This is a genomic window from Pseudomonas sp. Sample_10, from assembly GCF_004321495.1.
In the GTDB taxonomy this organism is placed as follows: Bacteria; Pseudomonadota; Gammaproteobacteria; order Pseudomonadales; family Pseudomonadaceae; genus Aquipseudomonas.
Window position 1 is genome coordinate 1 of the sequence record NZ_RCOE01000018.1, and the last position, 22,225, is coordinate 22,225.

Genomic DNA, 22,225 nt, shown 5'->3' on the forward strand with positions numbered 1-22,225 from the left:
CGCTGCTGACCTGCGACGTCTGGGAACACGCTTACTACATCGACTACCGCAACCTGCGTCCGAAGTACGTTGAAGCGTTCTGGAACCTGGTCAACTGGAAATTCGTGGCTGAGCAGTTCGAAGGCAAAACCTTCACCGCTTAAGCTCGATGCCAGACAAAAGAACCCGGCTTTTTAGCCGGGTTTTTTTATGGTGTACATCTGCTGGAGATTGGTTGGCTGGCAGGGCGCCATCGCTGGCAAGCCAGCTCCCACAGGTTGCGTGGCGTATGCAGGCTCGCTCCTACAGGGATCGGAGTTTTCCCACGATGAAACCCGCTATCACCCGCTTGCCCCAAAGCCACACCGGTCTAACATCAATGAAAGGAAAAAATCCCCACTTCCCCTCAAGTTGAAGGACCCGACTACCGACACAGTACCCATCGGATCAATAAACCAGGCACAGCAAATCGGCCAAGCTGCAGGCAAAATCCCTCACGGATGATTGTCCCTTTGACTGCCATCACGAGATTGCCAATACTCATGGCAACTTGATGCTACCCGCACGGAACAAGGAATAACCCTTTGAAGCTGGAACTCAAGAACAGCTTGTCGGTGAAGTTGCTCCGGGTCGTGCTCCTGTCGGCATTGATCGTCGGTGTGGTCTTGAGCTGCGCGCAGATTGTTTTCGATGCCTATAAGACCCGCCAGGCCGTTGCCGGGGATGCCCAACGCATTCTCGACATGTTCCGCGACCCTTCGACCCAGGCCGTCTATAGCCTGGACCGGGAAATGGGCATGCAGGTGATCGAAGGCCTGTTTCAGGACGATGCCGTTCGCCAGGCTTCCATCGGTCATCCCAACGAAGCCATGCTCGCGCAAAAATCACGCGAATTGCAGCATTCCAACAGCCGCTGGCTGACCGACGTGATCCTCGGCAAGGAACGCACCTTCACCACTCAGTTGGTCGGTCGTGGTCCTTACAGTGAGTATTACGGCGACCTGAGCATAACCCTCGACACGGCCACCTATGGCCAGGGTTTTATCGTCAGTTCGGTGATCATTTTCATTTCCGGTGTACTGCGTGCCCTGGCGATGGGGCTGGTGCTGTACCTGGTTTATCACTGGCTGCTGACCAAGCCTTTGTCGCGGATCATCGAGCATTTGACCGAAATCAATCCCGATCGCCCCAGCGAACACAAGATTCCGCAGCTCAAGGGCCATGAAAAAAACGAGCTAGGCATCTGGATCAACACCGCCAACCAGTTGCTGGAGTCCATCGAGCGCAACACCCATCTGCGCCACGAAGCGGAAAACAGCCTGCTGCGCATGGCCCAGTATGACTTCCTCACCGGCCTGCCGAACCGTCAGCAGCTGCAAACGCAACTGGACAAGATCCTCGTCGACGCTGGCAAGCTTCAACGCCGGGTCGCGGTGCTGTGTGTCGGGCTGGATGACTTCAAGGGTATCAACGAACAGTTCAGCTACCAGACCGGCGACCAGTTACTGCTGGCCCTGGCCGATCGCCTGCGCGCGCACAGTGGACGCCTCGGCGCCCTCGCCCGTCTCGGGGGCGACCAGTTCGCCCTGGTGCAGGCCGATATCGAACAACCCTACGAAGCCGCCGAGCTGGCCCAAAGCATTCTCGATGACCTGGAAGCGGCGTTTGCCCTCGATCATCAGGAAATTCGCCTGCGCGCCACCATCGGCATCACGCTATTCCCCGAAGACGGCGACAGCACCGAGAAGCTGCTGCAAAAAGCCGAGCAGACCATGACCCTGGCCAAGACCCGCTCGCGCAATCGTTACCAGTTTTATATCGCCAGCGTCGACACCGAGATGCGCCGCCGTCGCGAGCTGGAAAAAGACCTGCGCGATGCCTTGGCCCGCGAACAGTTCTACCTGGTCTATCAGCCGCAAATCAGCTATCGGGATCATCGCGTGGTGGGCGTCGAAGCGCTGATTCGCTGGCAGCACCCGGAACATGGACTGGTGCCGCCGGACCTGTTCATCCCGCTGGCCGAGCAGAACGGCACCATCATCGCCATCGGCGAATGGGTTCTGGACCAGGCGTGCAAGCAGCTTCGCGACTGGCACGATCAGGGCTTCAGCGACCTGCGCATGGCCGTGAACCTGTCCACCGTGCAGTTGCACCACGCCGAGCTGCCAAGGGTGGTGAACAATCTGCTGCAGATGTACCGCCTGCCGCCGCGCAGCCTGGAACTGGAAGTCACCGAAACCGGCCTGATGGAAGACATCAGCACCGCCGCTCAGCACCTGCTCAGCCTGCGGCGCTCCGGGGCACTGATTGCGATTGACGACTTCGGCACGGGCTACTCGTCACTGAGCTATCTGAAAAGCCTGCCGTTGGACAAGATCAAGATCGACAAGAGTTTCGTCCAGGACCTGCTCGATGACGACGATGACGCGACGATCGTTCGCGCGATCATCCAGCTGGGCAAGAGCCTGGGCATGCAAGTCATCGCCGAGGGCGTGGAAACGGCCGAGCAGGAGGCCTACATCATTTCCGAAGGTTGTCACGAAGGTCAGGGCTATCACTACAGCAAACCCCTGCCGGCACGGGAATTGGGTGCGTACCTGAAGCAGGCCCAGCGCAGTAACGCCGCGATCCTCTGAACCTGTGGCGAGGGAGCTTGCTCTCGCTGGCGGCCGGCATTCAGTCATGTGAATAAGAAATATTTCCAAGCACAACCCTTTACACATAATGCGAAAGATTTGCATTATGTCGCAGTTTTGCGCTCTCACAGCGCCTTATCACCTCCCTCTCGAAGCAGGATGTTCGCCATGATTCGTATGCCTCTGGCTACCGCCAGTCTGTTGGCCATCGCAATTTCCCTCGCCGGTTGCGGTGAAGGCAAGGACAAAGAAAAAGCTGTCGCACCTGCGCCGGCTGCCAGCACTGCTGCTACCCCGGCTGCTCCAGCCGCTGCGCCTGCCGCTGCCGGTAAAGTCGACGAAGCGGCCGCCAAAGCCGTTGTCGCGCACTATGCCGACATCGTTTTCGCCGTTTACAGCGATGCCGAATCCACCGCGAAAACCCTGCAAACCGCCATCGACGCGTTCCTCGCCAAGCCGAACGCCGACACCCTGAAAGCCGCCAAGGCTGCCTGGATCGCAGCTCGCGTTCCTTACCTGCAGAGCGAAGTGTTCCGTTTCGGCAACACCATCATCGACGACTGGGAAGGTCAGGTGAATGCCTGGCCACTGGACGAAGGCCTGATCGACTACGTCGACAAATCCTACGAGCACGCCCTAGGTAACCCGGGCGCCACTGCCAACATCATCGCCAACACCCAGGTTCAAGTCGGCGAAGACAAGATCGACGTCAAAGACATCACCCCGGAAAAACTGGCCAGCCTGAACGAGCTGGGCGGTTCCGAGGCCAACGTCGCCACCGGCTACCACGCCATCGAATTCCTGCTCTGGGGCCAGGACCTGAACGGCACCGGCCCTGGTGCCGGCAACCGTCCGGCTTCCGACTATCTGGAAGGCAAAGGCGCAACCGGCGGTCACAACGAGCGCCGCCGCGCGTACCTGAAGGCAGTGACCCAGCTGCTGGTCAGCGACCTCGAAGAAATGGTCGGCAACTGGAAGCCGAACGTGGCCGACAACTACCGCGCCACCCTGGAAGCCGAACCGGCTGAAACCGGCCTGCGCAAAATGCTGTTCGGCATGGGCAGCCTGTCCCTCGGCGAACTGGCGGGCGAGCGCATGAAGGTGTCCCTGGAAGCCAACTCTCCGGAAGACGAACACGACTGCTTCAGCGACAACACCCACAATTCGCAGTTCTACGATGCCAAGGGCATTCGGAACGTGTACCTGGGCGAATACACCCGCGTCGATGGCACCAAAATGACCGGCGCCAGCCTGTCGTCGCTGGTGGCCAAGGCCGACCCGGCTGCCGACACCGCGTTGAAAGCCGACCTGGCCGCCACCGAAGCCAAGATGCAGGTCATCGTTGACCACGCCAACAAGGGTGAGCACTACGACCAGTTGATCGCTGCCGGCAACGCCGCGGGCAACCAGATCGTTCGCGACGCCATCGCTTCGCTGGTCAAGCAGACCGGTTCGATCGAAGCGGCTGCCGGCAAACTGGGTATCAGCGACCTGAACCCGGACAACGCTGATCACGAATTCTGATCAACGCTGGCTGAATAAAAAGGCGACCTTCGGGTCGCCTTTTTCATACCTGTTTTTTGAGTGCCGATCATTCCCACGCTCTGCGTGGGAAAGCAGCCCGGGACGCTCCGCGTCCCATCCAGAGCCGAACGCGGAGCGTCCGTAGAGGCATTCCCACGCAGAGCGTGGGAACGATCAGTGCGCTACATCAACCAAACGATAATTCCTCTTATTCAAACTCTTATCCCCTGTTAGACTTTGCGCCCTTGTTTTGCTCGTCTTGCAGGATGTCTGATGCCCTCGCTGCCTCTTCGCTTGTCCGCACTGTTTCTGGCCCTGGGCCTGAGTGCCTGCGATGACGCCCCGCGGTTTACCGAGGCCGAACCCGGTGAAGCCCGCTCCGGCGGTAGTGCCACCGTACGCAAGACTGATCAAAACGCATTTTCCCTGCCCTCGGCCAACCTGCCACCTTCACGGCGTGTGGATTTCAGCGTCGGCAACAGCTTCTTCCGCAACCCTTGGGTGATTGCGCCGTCGACCACGACAGCCCGTGATGGTCTGGGTCCTCTGTTCAACACCAATGCCTGCCAGGGCTGCCACATCAAGGACGGTCGCGGTCACCCGCCCGAACCTGACGCTTCGAATGCCGTATCGATGCTGGTGCGCCTGTCGATTCCCGACACCCCGGCTTATGCCAAAGTCATCGAGCAACTGGGTGTCGTGCCGGAACCCGTCTACGGCGGGCAGTTCCAGGACATGGCCGTGCCCGGTGTCGCCCCCGAGGGCAAGGTGCGGGTCGACTACACACCGGTTAAGGTGCAATTCAAGGACGGCACTGAAGTCGAATTACGCAAGCCGAGCCTCAACATCACCCAGTTGAATTACGGCCCGATGCACCCAGACACACGTTTCTCGGCACGGGTCGCGCCGCCGATGATTGGCCTGGGCCTGCTCGAAGCCATCCCCGAGGAAGCAATCCTGGCCAATGCCGCGGCTCAGGCCAAAGCCAAGGACGGTATCGCCGGACGCCCGAACCGGGTCTGGGATGACGCGCAACAGAAAACCGTACTCGGGCGATTTGGCTGGAAAGCCGGGCAACCGAATCTCAATCAGCAGAATGTTCACGCGTTTTCCGGTGACATGGGTCTCACGACCAGCCTCAGACCCTTTGATGACTGCACCGACGGGCAAACCGCCTGCAAACAGGCGCCGAATGGCAACGGCGTAGATGGCGAGCCGGAAGTCAGCGACAACATCCTGCGCTTGGTGCTGTTCTACACTCGCAACCTCGCCGTTCCGGCCCGCCGTGATGTCAACGCTGCTGAAGTGCTGGCCGGCAAGAATTTGTTCTATCAGGCGGGATGCCAGTCCTGCCATACGCCGAAATACACCACCGCCGCCAACGCCGCCGAACCTGAACTGGCCAATCAAGTGATTCGCCCTTACAGCGATCTGCTGCTGCATGACATGGGCGACGGCCTGGCCGACAACCGCAGCGAATTCCAGGCCAGTGGCCGCGACTGGCGCACGCCGCCGTTGTGGGGCATTGGATTGACGCAAGCGGTCAGCGGCCATACCCAGTATTTGCATGACGGCCGCGCTCGCAATCTGCTCGAAGCCGTGCTCTGGCATGGCGGCGAAGCAACCGCGGCGCAGCAACAGGTTTTGTCTTTCAATGCCGAGCAGCGCGCCGCGTTGCTGGCGTTTTTGAATTCACTTTAATACGCATTCCATCTGCGGGAGCCCGACATGTTTCGTCCCAAATTGTTGTTCACCAGCCTGGCCGCACTAGCGTTGGGCGCCTGTTCGCCTCAGGACCCGCAAGCGGTCACGTCGGCAGCCATCGCCAAATCGGTGATCCTGCCGACCTACACCCGCTGGGTAGAAGCCGACCGCCAACTGGCTGTCAGCGCGCTGGCCTACTGCGAAGGCAAGGAAACACTGGAAACTGCCCGCGCCGACTTCCTGCACGCACAAAAAGCCTGGGCCGAGCTGCAACCGCTGTTGATCGGGCCGCTGGCTGAAGGCAATCGTGCATGGCAAGTGCAGTTCTGGCCGGACAAGAAAAACCTGGTCGGCCGCCAAGTCGAGCAACTGATCACGGCACAGCCGCAAATCGATGCAGCGGCACTGACCAAGTCCAGCGTCGTGGTGCAAGGCCTGTCGGCCTACGAATACATTCTGTTCGACAGCAAGCCAGATGTGGCCAACGCCGAGCAGAAAGCCAAGTATTGCCCGCTGTTGATCGCCATTGGCGAGCGTCAGAAACAATTGGCCGAAGAGATTCTGAAAAGCTGGAACAACACTGACGGCATGCTCGCGCAAATGAGCAAGTTCCCGAACCAGCGTTACGCCGATTCCCATGAAGCGATTGCCGATCTGTTGCGCGTGCAGGTCACCGCACTCGACAGCCTGAAGAAAAAACTCGGCACGCCAATGGGGCGCCAGACCAAGGGGGTCCCGCAACCGTTCCAGGCCGATGCATGGCGCAGCCAATCTTCCCTGGCCGGCCTTGAGGCAAGCCTGGCCGCTGCCAAAACAGTCTGGGAAGGCGTCGACAACAAGGGCTTGCGCAGCCTGTTGCCAAGCGATCAGAAGCCATTGGCCGACAAGATCGACGCCGCCTATGCCGCTTCGTTGAAACTGTTCGCCAGCAACCAGCGCTCGCTGACCGAAATGCTCAACGACGACGCCGGTCGCCAGCAACTCAACGATATCTACGACAGCCTCAACGTCGTCCATCGCCTGCACGAAGGCGAACTGGCCAAGGCGCTGGGCATCCAACTGGGCTTCAACGCCAACGACGGTGACTGATGAGGGCAAGTGCCATGCTGCGACGCCAGGCTCTGACGTTAGGAAGTTTGTTGCTGGGTGCGGTGACACTGGGCGGCTGGAAGCTGTTCAAGCACAAAGACGCCAGCCCGCTGCTCCTCTCGGCGCGGGACGATACCGACGGCAAGCACTACGCCGTCGGGTATCGGCTGGACGGCACCCGGGTGTTTGCCACCCAGGTCGGCCAGCGTTGCCACGACATCATCAACCACCCGACGTTGTCGATTGCGCTGTTCGTCGCCCGTCGCCCGGGCACCGAGAGCTACCTGATCGACCTGCGCGACGGGACTTTGCTGCAAACGCTGACATCACAACCGAATCGGCACTTCTACGGTCACGCGGTGATTCACCACAGCGGTGACTGGCTGTATGCCACCGAAAACGACACCACTGATCCGGGTCGCGGCTTGCTGGGTGTGTATAAGTTCGAAGGCGAGCGACTGGTGCACAGCGGCGAGATCTCCACCCATGGCATCGGCCCGCATCAAGTGTCGTGGATGCCCGATGGCGAAACCCTGGTGGTGGCCAACGGCGGGATTCGCACCGAAGCGGAAAGCCGGGTCGAGATGAATCTCGACGCCATGGAACCAAGCCTGGTGTTGATGCAACGCGACGGCAAGCTGTTGAGCAAGGAAACCCTCGGCCAGCAGATGAACAGCGTGCGCCACCTGGGCATCGCCAGCGACGGCACCATCGTTGCCGGTCAGCAGTTCATGGGCGCGGCTCATGAATCGTCGGAGCTGCTGGCAATCAAGCGCCCCGGCCAACCGTTCGTGGCGTTCCCGGTGCCGGAGCACCAGTTACAGGCCATGGGGCATTACACCGCCAGTGTCGCGGTGCACAGCGACCTGCGATTGGTGGCCTTGACTGCGCCACGGGGCAACCGCTTTTTCATCTGGGACCTGGACAGCGGCGAAGTGCGCCTGGATGCACCGCTTGCCGATTGCGCTGGCGTTGGCGCGGTCGCCGACGGGTTTGTCGTGACCTCTGGCCAGGGCCGCTGCCGTTACTACGATTGCCGCCAGACAGAGCTGGTTGCAAAACCGTTGGAGCTGCCGGCAGGGCTCTGGGACAACCATCTGCATCTGATGGCGTAATTACGTCAAAAGATCGTCCGATAGCTGGGGCCGCTCCCGGACGATCTTTTCACGACATCACCTCTCCAATACCTCACAACCTGTAAAAACTGGCAGTTGGATTACCCTTCCCAGTCGCGGTAATGTGCCCACTGTCTCACCTGATTTTCTCCAAGGAACTGGAATATGCTGCGTCGCCGCATGCTGATCATGTTGGGTGTTGTTCTGCTGATCGTGCTGGTCCTGGCCGGATATAAAGCCTTCTCCATCTACACGATGATTCAAGGTTTCTCCGCGCCAAAACCACCGATCAGCGTTGCCGTGGCCAAGGCAACCGAACGGCCATGGCAGGCACGCCTGCCCACCATCGGCACGCTCAAGGCACTGCAAGGCGTGGACCTGAGCCTGGAGACCGATGGCACTGTTGTGGACCTGCAGTTCGAATCAGGGCAGAAGGTCAAGGCCGGCCAACTGCTCCTGCGGCTCGACAGCGCCGTGGAAAGCGCTCTGCTTGAAACCGCCCAGGCCGACCTTGGGCTGGCTCAGGTCGATTACGGTCGCGGTAGCCAACTGGTAGGCAGCCAGGCCATTTCCAAAGGTGAATTCGACCGCCTCTCGGCGGTACTGAAAAAGAGCAAGGCCACGGTCAACCAACTCAGGGCTGCACTCGGCAAAAAAAGCATCCTCGCCCCCTTCAGCGGCACCATCGGCATTCGTCAGGTGGACGTCGGCGACTACGTGGCCACAGGCACCATGATCGCCACCCTGCAGGACCTCAGCAGTCTGTATGTCGATTTCTTCGTTCCCGAACAGTCGGTACCGAAGATCGCCGTCGGTCAACCGGTGCAGCTCATTGTCGCGGCGTTCCCCACAGAAGAATTCCCCGGCACCATCAGTGCAATCAACCCCAAAGTCGAGAACAGCACGCGCAACGTGCAGGTCCGGGCCACCCTGGCCAACCCCGATGGCAAGCTGCTGCCGGGGATGTTCGCCAGCCTGCAGGTCATATTGCCCGACCCGCAGCCACGCATCGTCGTACCGGAAAGCGCGATCACCTACACGCTCTATGGCAACTCGGTCTATGTCGCCACCCAGAAAAAAGCCGAAGACGGCAGCGTGGAGAAGGACGACAAGGGGCAACCGATCCTGATTGCCGAGCGGCGCTTTGTCGAAACCGGCGAACGGCGCGATGCAATGGTGATCATCACCAAAGGCGTGCAGAACGGTGAAACGATTGTCACGGCTGGCCAGATCAAACTCGACAATGGCGCGCGCATCGCCATCAGCGATGACAAGACCCTAGCCGAAAAGAACAGTCAGCCTCGCGCTGACTGATCAAGGAACCCCCAATGGCTTTTACTGATCCGTTCATCCGCCGCCCGGTGCTCGCCACCGTGGTCAGCCTGCTGATCGTGCTGCTGGGCTTCCAGGCCTGGAGCAAGTTGCCGCTACGCCAATACCCGCAAATGGAAAACGCCCTGATCACGGTGACCACGGCGTACCCCGGGGCCAACGCCGAAACCATCCAGGGCTATATCACCCAGCCGATGCAGCAAAGCCTGGCCAGCGCCGAGGGTATCGACTACATGACCTCGGTCAGTCGCCAGAACTTTTCGGTGATCTCGATCTACGCGCGCATCGGTGCCAACAGCGACCGACTGTTCACCGAACTGCTGGCCAAGGCCAACGAGGTGAAGAACCAATTGCCCCAGGACGCTGAAGACCCGGTCCTGAGCAAGGAAGCCGCCGATGCCTCGGCGCTGATGTACATCAGTTTTTTCAGCAAGGAGTTGAGCAACCCGCAGATCACCGACTACCTGTCACGGGTGATCCAGCCGAAACTGGCAACCCTGCCCGGCATGGCCGAAGCCGAGATTCTCGGCAACCAGGTGTTCGCCATGCGCCTGTGGCTTGACCCGGTGAAACTCGCCGGTTTCGGTCTGACGGCCAGCGACGTGACCAACGCCGTGCGCCAGTACAACTTCCTGTCCGCCGCTGGCGAGGTGAAGGGCGAGTACGTGGTCACCAGCATCAACGCCAGCACCGAGCTGAAATCCGCCGAAGCCTTTTCTGCGATTGCGCTCAAGGTCGATGGCGACAGTCGCGTACTGCTGCGCGATGTCGCCCGGGTCGAGATGGGCGCCGAAAACTACGACACCATCAGTTCCTTTGGCGGTACGCCCTCGGTGTATATCGGCATCAAGGCCACGCCCGGTGCCAACCCGCTGGATGTGATCAAGGAAGTGCGCAAGATCATGCCGGATCTTGAAGCCCAGTTGCCGCCGAACCTCAAGGGTGAAATTGCCTACGACGCCACGCTGTTCATTCAGGCCTCTATCGATGAAGTGGTGAAAACCCTGTTCGAAGCGGTCCTGATCGTGATCGTCGTGGTGTTCCTGTTTCTCGGTGCACTGCGCTCGGTGGTGATCCCGGTGGTCACCATTCCGCTGTCGATGATCGGCGTGATGTTCTTCATGCAGATGATGGGTTACTCGATCAACCTGCTGACGCTGTTGGCGATGGTGCTGGCCATCGGCCTGGTGGTGGACGATGCCATCGTCGTGGTGGAGAACATCCACCGCCATATCGAAGAAGGCAAGACACCGCGGGACGCTGCTATAGAGGGTGCCCGGGAAATCGCCATGCCGGTGGTTTCAATGACCATCACTCTCGCGGCGGTGTATGCGCCGATCGGCTTCCTGACGGGGCTGACCGGCGCATTGTTCAAGGAGTTTGCCCTGACCCTGGCCGGCGCCGTAGTGATCTCTGGCATCGTCGCCCTGACCCTGTCACCGATGATGTGCGCCTTTCTATTGCGTCACGATGAAAACCCCAGCGGCCTGGCCCATCGCCTCGACCTGATTTTCGAAAGCCTCAAGCGCCGCTATCAGAGCATGCTCCACGGAACGCTCAATACCCGGCCCGTGGTGCTGGTGTTCGCGGTCATTGTTTTGTGCCTGATTCCGGTGTTGCTCAAGTTCACCAAATCGGAACTGGCACCGGACGAGGACCAAGGCATCATTTTCATGATCGCCAACGCCCCGCAACCGACCAACCTCGATTACCTGAACACCTACACCGACGAATTCATTTCGATCTTCAAGGCGTTCCCCGAGTATTACTCTTCCTTCCAGATCAATGGATTCAACGGAGTGCAATCGGGTATCGGCGGGTTTCTGCTCAAACCGTGGAACGAGCGCAGCCGGACGCAGATGCAGATTCTGCCCGAGGTTCAGGCCAAGCTCGAAAGCATTCCCGGCTTGCAGATTTTCGGTTTCAACCTGCCCTCGCTGCCAGGCACTGGCGAAGGGCTGCCTTTCCAGTTCGTCATCAACACCGCCAACGACTACGAGCTGCTGTTGCAGGTGGTCGACCGGGTGAAAAAGCGCGCCATGGAGTCCGGCAAGTTCGCATTCGTCGATGTCGACCTGGCCTTCGACAAGCCGGAAGTCGTGGTGGACATCGATCGTGCCAAGGCTGCCCAGATGGGTGTGTCGATGCAGGATCTGGGTGGAACACTGGCGACCTTGCTTGGTGAAGCGGAGATCAATCGATTCACCATCGAGGGGCGCAGCTACAAAGTCATCGCTCAGGTCGAGCGACCGTTTCGGGACAATCCCGACTGGCTGAACAACTATTACGTGAAAAACACCCAGGGCGAGCTGCTGGCCCTGTCGACCCTGATCACCGTGACCGACCGTGCGCGACCGCGGCAGTTGAACCAGTTCCAGCAACTCAACTCGGCGATCCTGTCCGGTGTGCCGCTGGTCAGCATGGGCGAGGCTATCGACGTTGTGCGGCAAATCGCCCGCGAAGAGGCGCCGGTGGGCTTTGCCATCGACTATGCCGGTGCCTCGCGGCAATACGTACAGGAAGGCAGCGCGTTATGGGTGACCTTTGCCCTGGCACTGGCAATCATTTTCCTGGTGCTGGCTGCACAGTTCGAAAGCTTCCGTGACCCACTGGTGATTCTGGTGACAGTGCCACTGTCGATCTGCGGTGCCTTGATCCCGTTGTTCCTTGGCTGGTCGAGCATGAACATCTACACCCAGGTCGGATTGGTGACGCTGATCGGGTTGATCAGCAAGCACGGGATCCTGATCGTCGAATTCGCCAACCAATTGCGCAAGGACAAGGGCCTGTCGCCACGCGAGGCCGTGGAGGAAGCAGCGGCCATTCGCCTGCGCCCGGTATTGATGACCACTGCCGCCATGGTATTTGGCATGGTGCCCTTGATCATCGCCACCGGCGCGGGGGCGGTGAGCCGTTTCGACATCGGAACGGTGATCGCCACAGGCATGTCGATCGGGACGCTGTTTACCTTGTTCGTGTTGCCATGCGTATATACGTTGCTGGCCAAAGACGATAAACCCTGACACCGCTCCCCCATTGGATAAGCGTCATGGACGAGACACCGGAAAATAAAAGGCCTCGCATTTGCGAGGCCTTTTATTTGGGCTTCAAACTTTTCAACTTTGCGGCCTCAATCCTTGAGAAAGTCCGAACATGAACAGCAACAAATCATGGTCGGGCTGTGTAGCCACGGAGGTCTTGGCGACTCGTGGCAAAGGGCAATGATCGCCATTCGCTGAGCTGAGAACTTGAGTGCGTGGCTGCTCCCAGGCAGCCACCGCGAGCGAAGCGACTGCCAAGGCTCCTATCAAAAACAAACCTCGCGCAACTTCGAGTTTCATTGCTATAAACCCTTGATAGCGCTGCCAAACGCCGTCTCATAAAAGTAGACCAGTTTCTTCCAGTCAGTTGAGCTGAACGACGAGTGGCGGCGCAGTTGCTTCATGTCGTGGGCAGCCGCCTGATGTGAAGTCAGACGCTGGCGGCACTTCTCCAGATCAATCAAAGCCACCTCGACCCTGGACGCCTCGCCTTCGCCGGTCACCCGCACGAATACGTGTTTGATATAGAGGCAGCTATGCTGCCAACGCCCTTTGTGCATGCGGGCCAGGTTTTCTGCCAAGGCCTGCAACACGCGATCATGTACGGCTTCACCGTGACGCTCGCGGCCGCCGTCGGCGTACCAATGTTCAATTTCCTGGAAACCATCCAGTGACTTTGTTACCAGTAAGGCGCGCCATTTGTGCACGGGGTCGCGCTGTGCGCCGCAGAATACAATTTGCGGAACAAGGACCCCGAGCGAGCCAACGCCGATGAGTGCATCGCGCTCACGCAGCACTGTCGGCCGGCCAAACGGGTGCAGCAAGCTGCGATAGATATGCCCGGTCTGGCGTTTGAAGTAGAGCAGTTGATCATCACTGCCCTTGACGCGCTGCACACCACTTTCTCCACCGCGGCGAACATTGGGCTCTTCTACCCATTCACCGCGCTGATTCCAGAAATAGTCGAAACGGTCCTGGGAGCCATCATCCGATCCTGCTGCTACCTGCACTGCCATCCTGTTACCTCTTGCGTAATACGTAAACTCGCCACATGGCATAGAGCGGTAAAAAGTCCAGACGTTCCTGAATTCGGAAACCCGCTTGTTCAAATTCCTGTTCGACCGTAGCAGCAGGTAACACAAATCGGTTTTGGTAACCTTGCTGATTGCGGGTCCGTTCCAGGCGCTTGCGTTTCCAGGCCTTGAAATTGCCATCTACCCACAGTGAAAGAATGACGCTATCACGGGTGACGCGCTCGAATTCGCGCAAAATTGCCAGTCGATGCTCGGCCTCACCGATGTGATGGAGCAATCGCATGCAGAAAATGCTGTCGACGGCGTTATCAGGCAAGGCAATGTCGAATGCAGAAGTGTGCAAGGGTTGTACCCGTTTCACCACATCGGCCGGTTGCGCTTGAGTAGCTATCTTCAACATCGACTCCGAATTGTCGGCGCCGATGATCACGCGGTTGGGTTTCTCCGCCAGCAATGGCCAGAAACGTCCAGCGCCGCAGGGCAGGTCGAGGACCAGACCAGGCTCACCGACCGCAGTCAGCGCCTTGCGAGCCAATTGCTCATCCCGCCAATGGGATAATTTACGACTCAGTCCATCCTGATGTTTTTGCAAATACTGTTGTGCGTGCTGGTCGTCGTATTTTTCGGAAAAATCCAGTTTGATCGGGCCGGCCATATCGAGCTCTCCTGTACTTCTGATGGCACCCACATTAGGTAGCACCGTGTCAGCGTCAGGTCATGCCTTTGTGAAAAAAATGTCATGTAAAACCCCTAATCGTTTCGAGGTTTTACAAAACACGGGCCGCTCTCCATTGCTTGTCGCCGACGGTCAGCTTGCTGGAGTGGGGTGCAACTGCACCTGAAAACGACAGCCATTGGGCTCCATGTTGGTCAGGCTGACGCTCCAGCCCTGGTTTTCACAGATCCGCTGCACCAGTGACAGCCCCAAGCCCAGGCCCTCACCGCGCTTTTCACTGCCGCGCACGAACGGTTCGAACATCGCTTCACGCTTCTCTTCGGGAATGCCCACGCCACTGTCCTCGACGACAAAACCGCTGGTCGTCAGGGTCAATCGGATAAACCCTTGTTCAGTGTAGTGCAGCGCGTTACGCAGCAAGTTACCCATCACCGCATTCAGCAGCGTGGCGTTGTATCGAATGCTCTGTGGCTGACCCGGTTCAAAAATCAGCGTCAAGCCTTTGGCCTCAATGGGCGCGCGCCACTGCCCGATCAAGCCGTCGGCGACGCCAGTGAGCGTCTGCTGCGGGGACATGCTCGTGTCTTCGCGCTGGGCCCGGGCCAGCATCAGGAAGGTTTGTACCAGTTCACGCATTTCTTCACAGGCGCGGGAGATGCGCTCGACCTGCGCGCGACCGCGCTGATCGATGCCAGGGTTCTCGAGCAACAACTCGCAGGAACTGGCCAGAACCATCAACGGCGTACGCAACTCGTGGCTGACATCGCTGGTGAACAGTCGCTCCCGCGTCAGTGCCTGACGCAGACGCCCCAGGGTCGCATCGAATGCCACAGCCAGCTCCCCCACTTCATCGGCCGCGTAGTCCGGTGCCAGCGGCGGTGCCAGACCGAGCAACTGATCGCGGTGCCGGACCTGTCGGGCCAGCCGGACAACAGGCGCCATCACCTTGCGCGCCAGAACCCAGCCAAGGAAAACCGCCAGCGCCAGGCTGAGCACAAAGCCAACGAGAACAACGGCGAACAGCACCCGTTCACGCTCTTCGAAATCGCTTTGGTCCTGCAGCAGCACATAACGCCGCCCGTCGACGATTTCGACCATCGCGTGGTACGACAGGTGTTCGCGAAACACCTCGTGAAAACCGGAGTCCAGATGTCGCAAATCCTTGGGCAAATCGAAATCGCCCGGTCCTCCGCTGAAATAGAACAACTGATCCGGCTCGGGCCGATGGCTCCAGTCCGAAACACTGTCCATGAGCAGAAGGCGCTGCAAATCGCCACCCAATCCGGCAGAAATCAACTTCTCTTCCACCAGATGCACGGTGGCGACAATGCCCATTGCGAAGGCACCCGCGACCAACGCACTCATCAGTGCGAAGGCAATGATGATGCGCTGGGCAAGGCTCTGCTTAAACTCCATCGCGGCCCTCGGCCAGGCGATAACCGACACCGTGCACGGTATGCAGCAACGGTTTGGCGAACGGTTTGTCGATCACCTGACGCAACTGATGGACATGGCTGCGCAGGCTGTCACTGTCCGGGCAGTCATCGCCCCATAACGCTTCTTCAAGAATTTCCCGGCGCAGCACATGCGGACTTTTCTGCATCAATACCGCGAGCAACTTGAGGCCCACCGGGTTGAGCTTGAGCAACCGCCCTTCGCGGGTAACTTCCAGCGTGTCCAGATCGTAGCTCAAGTCGCCGACTTGCAAGGTACGACGGCCACCGCCCTGGGTACGCCGCATGACCGCTTCGATCCGTGCCGCCAGTTCCGAAAGTGCGAAAGGTTTGATCAGGTAATCGTCGGCGCCAGACTTGAAGCCTTGCAGCCGGTCGTCGAGTTGGTCGCGTGCGGTCAACATGATGACTGGGGTGTCGCGCCGGGCATCTTCGCGCAGGCGCTTGCACAAGGTGTAGCCGTCGATGCCAGGCAGCATGATGTCGAGCACGATCAAGTCGTAATGCTCGGTGGCGGCCAGGTGCAGGCCCGACAGACCGTCCTGTGCACAATCGACGGTATAGCCTTTGAGCCCCAGGTAATCGGCCAGATTGGCGAGGATATCGCGATTGTCTTCAACCAATAAAATTCGCATGGGCACCTTCTCCGTACACAGTTACGGCCGTCTTGGCCCGCGCAGCTTAAGGCCAAGTGTGGCTCACGGCTAGGACTGCGTGCAGTCTCGACCTCACAAAACGGCCGATTCGGGGCTCAACGTTTTTTTCACTATCGATTCACGGGCTGACGACAGAAACGGGCTCAAACTCCGCGCGGCTGCGCACTCAAGAACATTTCACTGACCCGGGAATTTTCATGGTTTCGATTTCTGCACGCCCCGCTTCTCGCCCGCTCAATCTCTGGGTATACCTGGGCATTCCCGCTGTTGCGGCGATGACTCTGGTGCTCCTCGAACTGACAACCCTGGACATGGCCCTGGCCAGCCTGTTTTACGACCCGGTTGCCGGGGCGTTCATCGGGCGCCACAGTTACTTCCTCGAGACCGTACTGCATGACCGCGCCAAGCAAGTGGTCATTGCGTTTTCGGTACTGGCCATACTCGGTTTCATTGGTTCGTTTTTCATGGACAAACTCAAACCGTACAAACGGGAACTGGGTTGTCTGGTGTTGTCTCTGGGCTTGGCGACCTCGTTTGTCACGCCGATGAAAGCAGTGACGGCGGTGCAATGCCCGTGGAGCCTGGAACAGTTCGGCGGCCATGAAACCTACAGTGAACTACTCAGCCCCCGGCCGCAGACCGACAAGCCAGGGCGCTGCTGGCCGGGTGGCCATGCGGCCACCGGGTTCACGCTGTTCGCGCTGTTTTTCGTGTTGCGTGATAGTCGCCCGCGACTGGCCCGGGCGGCGTTCGTCTTTGCCTTCGCCCTGGGTTCGGTGTTTTCCATCGGGCGGATGATGCAGGGGGCGCACTTCTTTTCGCACAACGTGTGGACGGCAGTGTTCTGCTGGCTGATTTGCCTGGGGTCGTATTACTGGATTCTGTATCGACCGGCGTTGAAGGCTGAGGGGCCGGTCAACGCGGAGCTAGTCAGCACCTGAATTGACGCCTTCGCGGGCAAGCCTCGCTCCTACAGGTCCAATGAATAACCGTAGGAGCGAGGCTTGCCCGCGAAGAGGTTGTCAACCGCAACACATTTTTCTGGGGCAACAAAAAACCCCGCCGGCTTTCGCAGGCGGGGTTTTTAGTACAGGGGTACGGCTGGCTTACATCATGCCGCCCATGCCGCCCATACCGCCCATGTCTGGCATACCGCCGCCAGCACCGCCGTCTTTCTTCGGTGCATCAGCAACAGCGGCTTCGGTGGTCAGGATCAGACCGCCGATCGAAGCTGCAGCTTGCAGGGCCGAACGGGTAACCTTGGTTGGGTCCAGGATGCCCATTTCGATCATGTCGCCGTATTCGCCAGTCGCAGCGTTGTAGCCGAAGCTGCCTTCGCCGTTCTTGACCTTGTCGACCACTACGCTCGGCTCGTCGCCGGAGTTGGCAACGATCTGGCGCAGCGGCGCTTCAACAGCGCGACGCAGTACAGCGATACCCACGTCCTGATCGGCGTTGTCGCCTTTCAGTTCGGTCAGTGCTTCCAGAGCACGGATCAGGGCCACGCCACCGCCAGGTACCACGCCTTCTTCAACGGCTGCACGGGTAGCGTGCAGGGCGTCTTCAACGCGGGCTTTCTTCTCTTTCATTTCAACTTCGGAACCAGCGCCAACCTTGATCACTGCAACGCCGCCGGACAGCTTGGCCAGACGCTCTTGCAGTTTTTCACGGTCGTAGTCCGAGGACGTTTCGGCAACCTGGGCACGGATCTGGTTGATGCGCGCTTCGATGTCGCCTTGTACGCCAGCACCGTCAACGATGATGGTGTTTTCCTTGGACAGGGTCACGCGCTTGGCGTTACCCAGGTGTTCCAGGGTGGTGCTTTCCAGGCTCAGACCGATCTCTTCGGAGATAACGGTACCGCCGGTCAGAACGGCGATGTCCTGCAGCATGGCCTTGCGACGGTCGCCGAAGCCTGGAGCCTTGACGGCTGCGACTTTGACGATGCCACGCATGTTGTTCACAACCAGAGTCGCCAGGGCTTCGCCTTCAACGTCTTCGGCCACGATCAGCAGCGGACGGCCGGCTTTGGCAACGGCTTCCAGCACTGGCAGCATTTCGCGGATGTTCGAGATCTTTTTGTCGACCAGCAGGATCAGCGGGCCGTCCAGCTCAGCGACCATGGTCTCTGGCTTGTTGACGAAGTACGGGGACAGGTAGCCACGGTCGAACTGCATGCCTTCTACAACCGACAGTTCGTTTTCCAGGCCCGAGCCTTCTTCAACGGTGATCACGCCTTCTTTACCGACTTTTTCCATGGCTTCGGCAATGATGTCGCCGATGGAGTTGTCGGAGTTGGCGGAGATGGTGCCTACCTGAGCGATAGCCTTGGTGTCAGCGCATGGCTTGGACAGGGCCTTCAGCTCTTTGACGATCGCGATGGTCGCTTTGTCGATACCGCGCTTCAGATCCATCGGGTTCATGCCGGCAGCGACGGCTTTCAGGCCTTCGTTGACGATCGACTGAGCCAGAACGGTGGCGGTGGTGGTGCCGTCGCCTGCGTCATCGTTGGCACGGGAGGCAACGTCTTTGACCAGCTGCGCGCCCATGTTCTCGAAACGGTCTTCCAGTTCGATTTCTTTGGCTACGGAAACGCCGTCCTTGGTGATGGTCGGAGCGCCGAAGCTCTTCTCGATGATCACGTTACGGCCTTTCGGGCCCAGGGTCGCTTTTACTGCGTCAGCCAGGACGTTGACACCGGTGAGCATTTTCTTGCGGGCGGAATCGCCGAATTTAACTTCTTTAGCAGCCATGATCGATATTCCTTAAATACTTTGTAGTAGCGGGAAAATGAGCGGGGAATCAGCCTTCGACAACAGCGAGGATTTCGTTCTCGCTCATTACCAGCAGGTCTTCGCCGTCGACTTTCACAGTGTTGCTGCCGGAGTAAGGACCGAACACAACCTTGTCGCCCACTTTCACGGACAGTGCACGCACTTCACCGTTATCCAGTACGCGGCCGGTGCCGACAGCGAGGATCTCGCCGCTGTTGGCTTTTTCAGCAGCCGAACCTGGCAGGACGATACCGCCAGCGGTTTTCTTTTCTTCTTCGCTGCGACGGATGACGACGCGGTCATGCAGAGGACGAAGCTTCATTGTCGATCTCTCCTAATTGTGGTTTTCATCGGCCGGTGTAGTCCCGGCGGGTTTAACAAAGTCCGGCGGTGCCGGGTGCGGTTCGTCGAGCGAACCGCGGAAGTCTGTCTGGCGTGATCGCCAGAAACCTTGCGGTGACCGTTACATAAGGGCGTACAAGCTGATTACAAGGGCCGGCAGCGAAAAATTTTCATGTCGATGCCCCGCAAACGATCACGGCACCCGAAGGTGCCGTGTCGATAGATTGAATTACTTGGTATCGCGGTGTTCGAACTCGCCTTCGATCACGTTGGGCTCACGGCCCAGCGGTTCGCGTGGTGCGGGGCCGCCACGGGCCTGCAGGTCATCGGCGAAGGCGCGTTGGCGAATCGACTGTTCCTCGGCGCGCTGGCGCATTTTATTGGCCAGCAGACGACGACTGATCGGCAACAGCATGATCAGGCCGATCACATCGCTGATGAAGCCGGGCAGGATCAACAGGCCACCGGCCAGCGCCAGCATCAGACCTTCGAGCATGGTCTGGGCCGGTAGCTCACCGCGGTTCAGGCTTTCACGGGCACGCAGTGCGGTGGCCAGGCCGGCAATGCGCAGCACAAAAACACCGAACATCGAACCGAGTATTACCAGCAGCAGGGCCGGGAAAAACCCGATCGCCCCTGCCACCTTGACGAATACGAACAGCTCCAACACCGGGAACAGCAGAAAGAGCAACAAAAAAGGGCGCATCAAATGGTTCCTCAACGCAAGAATGCCTTGCCAGTTCACCTTAGATGACGTCGCCGTTTCGTGAATTCAAGCGTCGGCCACTTCATTTTTCGGCCAATGCTCAGCGTGGGCCAGGAAAACCAAGGCTTCGCGAACTTGTGTCGGCGTATTACATGGTGCCTGGAACGGTAGCCAGTAGAGGCTTTGACCGATGCGCAGGTGCATGCCTTCGCTGTCGATGCCGACCATTTGCGCCGGGGAAGTCTTTGGCAAACCGGCCAGTTCCACGTAATGGGCAATCGCTTTGGCGTGATCGGCGTTCATGTGCTCGACCATGCTGATTTCAGCCTTGCCGGCAAACGGGTTGGCCAGCGTCAGCTCATTGACCCAGTGGATCGCACCGAATCCACCGATGTAGCGATGACGGACCGGCGTCAGTACCCAGAAATCAAAATCATGGGCGGTGTGGTAGCTCTGCGATTCCGGAAAGTAGCGGTAATAGCGCTCGGCAGCGGCGTCAATGGCCGCGGCGTCTTCCAGCTGTCGGGCTTCGGCCAGGTAAGTCAGTCGACCGACGGCCTGTACATCTTCAGCGCCGCGTTCACCGACGAACAATGAACATTTCGGATCTTTTTGCAGATTGTGCGTGTGCTGCGCGATACGGCTGATCAGGATCAACGGTCGGCCATGCTCATCCAGGCAATACGGAACCACTGAGCCGAACGGAAAACCGGGCATTGCTTTGGAGTGCGTCGAGAGCACTCCACGGTATTCCTTGAGAAGCAATTCTCGTGCATGCTTAGCCGCTTCAACGCTCAATTTATGACTCCTTATATAGAATCCGTCAAAAAAACGGACGGGCTGCGCTGGAAAGTCCCAGCACGCCATCGGGCAATTCTCATGTGCAGCCAAGCCAGGTCAGGCGCAGATCGAGAGGCTATCTAGCAAGGAAACCACTCAGACCTGCTACCGGGGCATGCGAATGCAACTCACTGACAAAGTAATCATTATCACGGGCGGTTGCCAGGGTTTAGGCCGTTCCATGGCCGAGTATTTCGCCGGCAAGGGCGCGAAGCTGGCATTGGTCGACCTGAACCAGGAAAAACTCGATGACGCGGTCGCCGCCTGCAAAGCCAAAGGCGTCGAAGCTCGCGCTTACTTGTGCAATGTGGCCAACGAAGAACAAGTCACGCACATGGTTGCCCAGGTCGCCGAAGACTTCGGTGCGATCCATGGCCTGATCAACAACGCCGGCATCCTGCGCGACGGCCTGCTGCTCAAGGTCAAGGACGGTGAAATGACCAAAATGAGCCTGGCGCAGTGGCAGGCAGTGATCGACGTCAACCTGACCGGTGTATTCCTGTGCACCCGTGAAGTTGCGGCGAAAATGGTTGAGCTGAACAACAATGGCGCGATTATCAATATCTCGTCGATTTCCCGCGCTGGCAACATCGGCCAGACCAACTACTCTGCCGCCAAGGCCGGCGTCGCTGCGGCCACCGTGACCTGGGCCAAGGAACTGGCGCGCTACGGCATTCGCGTGGCCGGCATTGCACCGGGCTTCATCGAAACCGAAATGACTTTGGGCATGAAGCCTGAAGCGCTGGAGAAGATGACTGCCGGGATTCCGCTCAAACGCATGGGCAAGCCGGAAGAAATCGCCCATTCCGCGGCGTACATTTTCGAGAACGACTACTACACCGGGCGGATTCTGGAGATGGATGGCGGGTTGCGCATCTAAGCCCAGACATGAAAAACACTGTGGGAGCCAGCCTGCTGGCGATTGCGGTGGTTCAGCCAACATGGTTGGTGAATCTGAATCCGCTATCGCCAGCAGGCTGGCTCCCACAGTTGATTGTGTTTCAGGCCATCAATCGTCGCTGATGCTGATGTTCGGCATCGCTGGCGTCAACGCTTCCTGCAACACGATCCGCGCACCGACGTGGCGGGCCAGCTCCTGATAAACCAGGGCGATCGGGCTGTCCGGCTCGGCGATCACTGTTGGCTTGCCACCATCGGCCTGTTCGCGGATGGCCATCGCCAGCGGCAACGAAGCCAGCAGTTCGACGCCGTACTGATTGGCCAGTTTCACCCCGCCGCCCTCACCGAACAGATGCTCGGCATGCCCACAGTTCGAGCAGATGTGCACGGCCATGTTTTCCACCACGCCCAGCACCGGAATGT

General features: G+C 59.0%; 20 protein-coding genes. 10 read left to right on the top strand and 10 right to left on the bottom strand.

Features of this window, described 5'->3' with window-relative positions; all coding sequences use genetic code 11:
• The 8 genes from D8U18_RS01495 to D8U18_RS01530 all read left to right on the top strand — a co-directional run.
• The coding region (locus D8U18_RS01495; RefSeq protein ID WP_241664270.1) for a Fe-Mn family superoxide dismutase at positions 1-143 on the top strand (143 nt) is incomplete at its 5' end.
• Between the two features lie 420 nt (positions 144-563).
• The gene (locus tag D8U18_RS01500; protein ID WP_056852723.1) at positions 564-2,615 is read left to right on the top strand and encodes a bifunctional diguanylate cyclase/phosphodiesterase; all 2,052 of its coding nucleotides are present in this window, start codon (positions 564-566) and stop codon (positions 2,613-2,615) included.
• A gap of 168 nt (positions 2,616-2,783) precedes the next feature.
• On the top strand, positions 2,784-4,139 hold the full coding sequence (locus D8U18_RS01505) for an imelysin family protein (protein ID WP_056852724.1): 1,356 nt from the start codon (positions 2,784-2,786) through the stop codon (positions 4,137-4,139).
• A 273-nt stretch (positions 4,140-4,412) separates the two neighbouring features.
• On the top strand, positions 4,413-5,840 hold the full coding sequence (locus D8U18_RS01510) for a di-heme oxidoredictase family protein (protein WP_131106864.1): 1,428 nt from the start codon (positions 4,413-4,415) through the stop codon (positions 5,838-5,840).
• Between the two features lie 27 nt (positions 5,841-5,867).
• Positions 5,868-6,932, top strand: a complete 1,065-nt coding sequence (locus D8U18_RS01515) for an imelysin family protein (RefSeq protein WP_130905934.1) — start codon at positions 5,868-5,870, stop codon at positions 6,930-6,932.
• A 14-nt stretch (positions 6,933-6,946) separates the two neighbouring features.
• The gene (locus D8U18_RS01520) at positions 6,947-8,047 is read left to right on the top strand and encodes a DUF1513 domain-containing protein (protein WP_131106865.1); all 1,101 of its coding nucleotides are present in this window, start codon (positions 6,947-6,949) and stop codon (positions 8,045-8,047) included.
• Positions 8,048-8,212: 165 nt separating this feature from the next.
• On the top strand, positions 8,213-9,361 hold the full coding sequence (locus D8U18_RS01525) for an efflux RND transporter periplasmic adaptor subunit (RefSeq protein ID WP_056852728.1): 1,149 nt from the start codon (positions 8,213-8,215) through the stop codon (positions 9,359-9,361).
• A gap of 14 nt (positions 9,362-9,375) precedes the next feature.
• Entirely contained in the window at positions 9,376-12,402 is a 3,027-nt protein-coding gene (locus D8U18_RS01530; protein WP_130905936.1) for a multidrug efflux RND transporter permease subunit, read from the top strand.
• 93 nt (positions 12,403-12,495) lie between these two features.
• On the opposite strand, the gene D8U18_RS01535 is transcribed toward D8U18_RS01530, so the two are convergent.
• From D8U18_RS01535 to colR, 5 genes are all read right to left on the bottom strand, one after another.
• On the bottom strand, positions 12,496-12,720 hold the full coding sequence (locus tag D8U18_RS01535; protein ID WP_082557526.1) for a hypothetical protein: 225 nt from the start codon (positions 12,718-12,720) through the stop codon (positions 12,496-12,498).
• 2 nt (positions 12,721-12,722) lie between these two features.
• Positions 12,723-13,436 carry a lipopolysaccharide kinase InaA family protein gene (locus D8U18_RS01540; protein WP_056852730.1) on the bottom strand — a complete coding sequence of 238 codons (714 nt, stop codon included), beginning with the start codon at positions 13,434-13,436 and terminating at the stop codon, positions 12,723-12,725.
• A gap of 4 nt (positions 13,437-13,440) precedes the next feature.
• Complete coding sequence (locus D8U18_RS01545) at positions 13,441-14,109, bottom strand: class I SAM-dependent methyltransferase (protein ID WP_056852731.1); 669 nt, start codon at positions 14,107-14,109, stop codon at positions 13,441-13,443.
• A 153-nt stretch (positions 14,110-14,262) separates the two neighbouring features.
• Entirely contained in the window at positions 14,263-15,546 is a 1,284-nt protein-coding gene (locus D8U18_RS01550; protein WP_130905937.1) for a HAMP domain-containing sensor histidine kinase, read from the bottom strand.
• A complete protein-coding gene (gene colR, locus D8U18_RS01555; protein ID WP_056852733.1) occupies positions 15,536-16,219 on the bottom strand; it encodes a two-component system response regulator ColR in 684 nt (227 codons plus the stop codon). The genes D8U18_RS01550 and colR overlap by 11 nt, the downstream gene beginning before the upstream one ends.
• A gap of 218 nt (positions 16,220-16,437) precedes the next feature.
• On the opposite strand from colR, the gene D8U18_RS01560 reads away from it, so the two are divergent.
• Entirely contained in the window at positions 16,438-17,181 is a 744-nt protein-coding gene (locus D8U18_RS01560) for a phosphatase PAP2 family protein (protein ID WP_131106866.1), read from the top strand.
• Positions 17,182-17,346: 165 nt separating this feature from the next.
• Here the strand turns inward: D8U18_RS01560 and groL are convergent, their stop codons facing one another.
• The 4 genes from groL to D8U18_RS01580 form a co-directional block, all read right to left on the bottom strand.
• A complete protein-coding gene (gene groL / locus D8U18_RS01565; protein WP_056853585.1) occupies positions 17,347-18,993 on the bottom strand; it encodes a chaperonin GroEL in 1,647 nt (548 codons plus the stop codon).
• Between the two features lie 49 nt (positions 18,994-19,042).
• Positions 19,043-19,336, bottom strand: a complete 294-nt coding sequence (locus D8U18_RS01570) for a co-chaperone GroES (protein ID WP_034149036.1) — start codon at positions 19,334-19,336, stop codon at positions 19,043-19,045.
• A gap of 249 nt (positions 19,337-19,585) precedes the next feature.
• Positions 19,586-20,062 carry an FxsA family protein gene (locus tag D8U18_RS01575; protein ID WP_131106867.1) on the bottom strand — a complete coding sequence of 159 codons (477 nt, stop codon included), beginning with the start codon at positions 20,060-20,062 and terminating at the stop codon, positions 19,586-19,588.
• 66 nt (positions 20,063-20,128) lie between these two features.
• Positions 20,129-20,860: a HugZ family protein gene (locus D8U18_RS01580; protein WP_056853587.1), complete on the bottom strand. Its 732-nt coding sequence runs from the start codon at positions 20,858-20,860 to the stop codon at positions 20,129-20,131.
• Between the two features lie 163 nt (positions 20,861-21,023).
• Between D8U18_RS01580 and D8U18_RS01585 the strand changes: the two genes are divergently transcribed.
• Positions 21,024-21,782: an SDR family oxidoreductase gene (locus D8U18_RS01585; RefSeq protein ID WP_130905939.1), complete on the top strand. Its 759-nt coding sequence runs from the start codon at positions 21,024-21,026 to the stop codon at positions 21,780-21,782.
• Positions 21,783-21,911: 129 nt separating this feature from the next.
• On the opposite strand, the gene D8U18_RS01590 is transcribed toward D8U18_RS01585, so the two are convergent.
• The coding region (locus D8U18_RS01590; protein ID WP_153189108.1) for a P-loop NTPase at positions 21,912-22,225 on the bottom strand (314 nt) is incomplete at its 5' end.

What these genes read in the sequence shown, in the direction of transcription:
- D8U18_RS01505 (WP_056852724.1), top strand. Translation starts at nt 2,784, where the DNA reads ATGATTCGTATGCCTCTGGCTACCGCCAGTCTGTTGGCCATCGCAATT.
- D8U18_RS01510 (WP_131106864.1), top strand. Translation starts at nt 4,413, where the DNA reads ATGCCCTCGCTGCCTCTTCGCTTGTCCGCACTGTTTCTGGCCCTGGGC.
- D8U18_RS01515 (WP_130905934.1), top strand. Translation starts at nt 5,868, where the DNA reads ATGTTTCGTCCCAAATTGTTGTTCACCAGCCTGGCCGCACTAGCGTTG.
- D8U18_RS01520 (WP_131106865.1), top strand. Translation starts at nt 6,947, where the DNA reads ATGCTGCGACGCCAGGCTCTGACGTTAGGAAGTTTGTTGCTGGGTGCG.
- D8U18_RS01525 (WP_056852728.1), top strand. Translation starts at nt 8,213, where the DNA reads ATGCTGCGTCGCCGCATGCTGATCATGTTGGGTGTTGTTCTGCTGATC.
- D8U18_RS01530 (WP_130905936.1), top strand. Translation starts at nt 9,376, where the DNA reads ATGGCTTTTACTGATCCGTTCATCCGCCGCCCGGTGCTCGCCACCGTG.
- D8U18_RS01535 (WP_082557526.1), bottom strand. Translation starts at nt 12,720, where the DNA reads ATGAAACTCGAAGTTGCGCGAGGTTTGTTTTTGATAGGAGCCTTGGCA.
- D8U18_RS01540 (WP_056852730.1), bottom strand. Translation starts at nt 13,436, where the DNA reads ATGGCAGTGCAGGTAGCAGCAGGATCGGATGATGGCTCCCAGGACCGT.
- D8U18_RS01545 (WP_056852731.1), bottom strand. Translation starts at nt 14,109, where the DNA reads ATGGCCGGCCCGATCAAACTGGATTTTTCCGAAAAATACGACGACCAG.
- D8U18_RS01550 (WP_130905937.1), bottom strand. Translation starts at nt 15,546, where the DNA reads ATGGAGTTTAAGCAGAGCCTTGCCCAGCGCATCATCATTGCCTTCGCA.
- colR (WP_056852733.1), bottom strand. Translation starts at nt 16,219, where the DNA reads ATGCGAATTTTATTGGTTGAAGACAATCGCGATATCCTCGCCAATCTG.
- D8U18_RS01560 (WP_131106866.1), top strand. Translation starts at nt 16,438, where the DNA reads ATGGTTTCGATTTCTGCACGCCCCGCTTCTCGCCCGCTCAATCTCTGG.
- groL (WP_056853585.1), bottom strand. Translation starts at nt 18,993, where the DNA reads ATGGCTGCTAAAGAAGTTAAATTCGGCGATTCCGCCCGCAAGAAAATG.
- D8U18_RS01570 (WP_034149036.1), bottom strand. Translation starts at nt 19,336, where the DNA reads ATGAAGCTTCGTCCTCTGCATGACCGCGTCGTCATCCGTCGCAGCGAA.
- D8U18_RS01575 (WP_131106867.1), bottom strand. Translation starts at nt 20,062, where the DNA reads ATGCGCCCTTTTTTGTTGCTCTTTCTGCTGTTCCCGGTGTTGGAGCTG.
- D8U18_RS01585 (WP_130905939.1), top strand. Translation starts at nt 21,024, where the DNA reads ATGCAACTCACTGACAAAGTAATCATTATCACGGGCGGTTGCCAGGGT.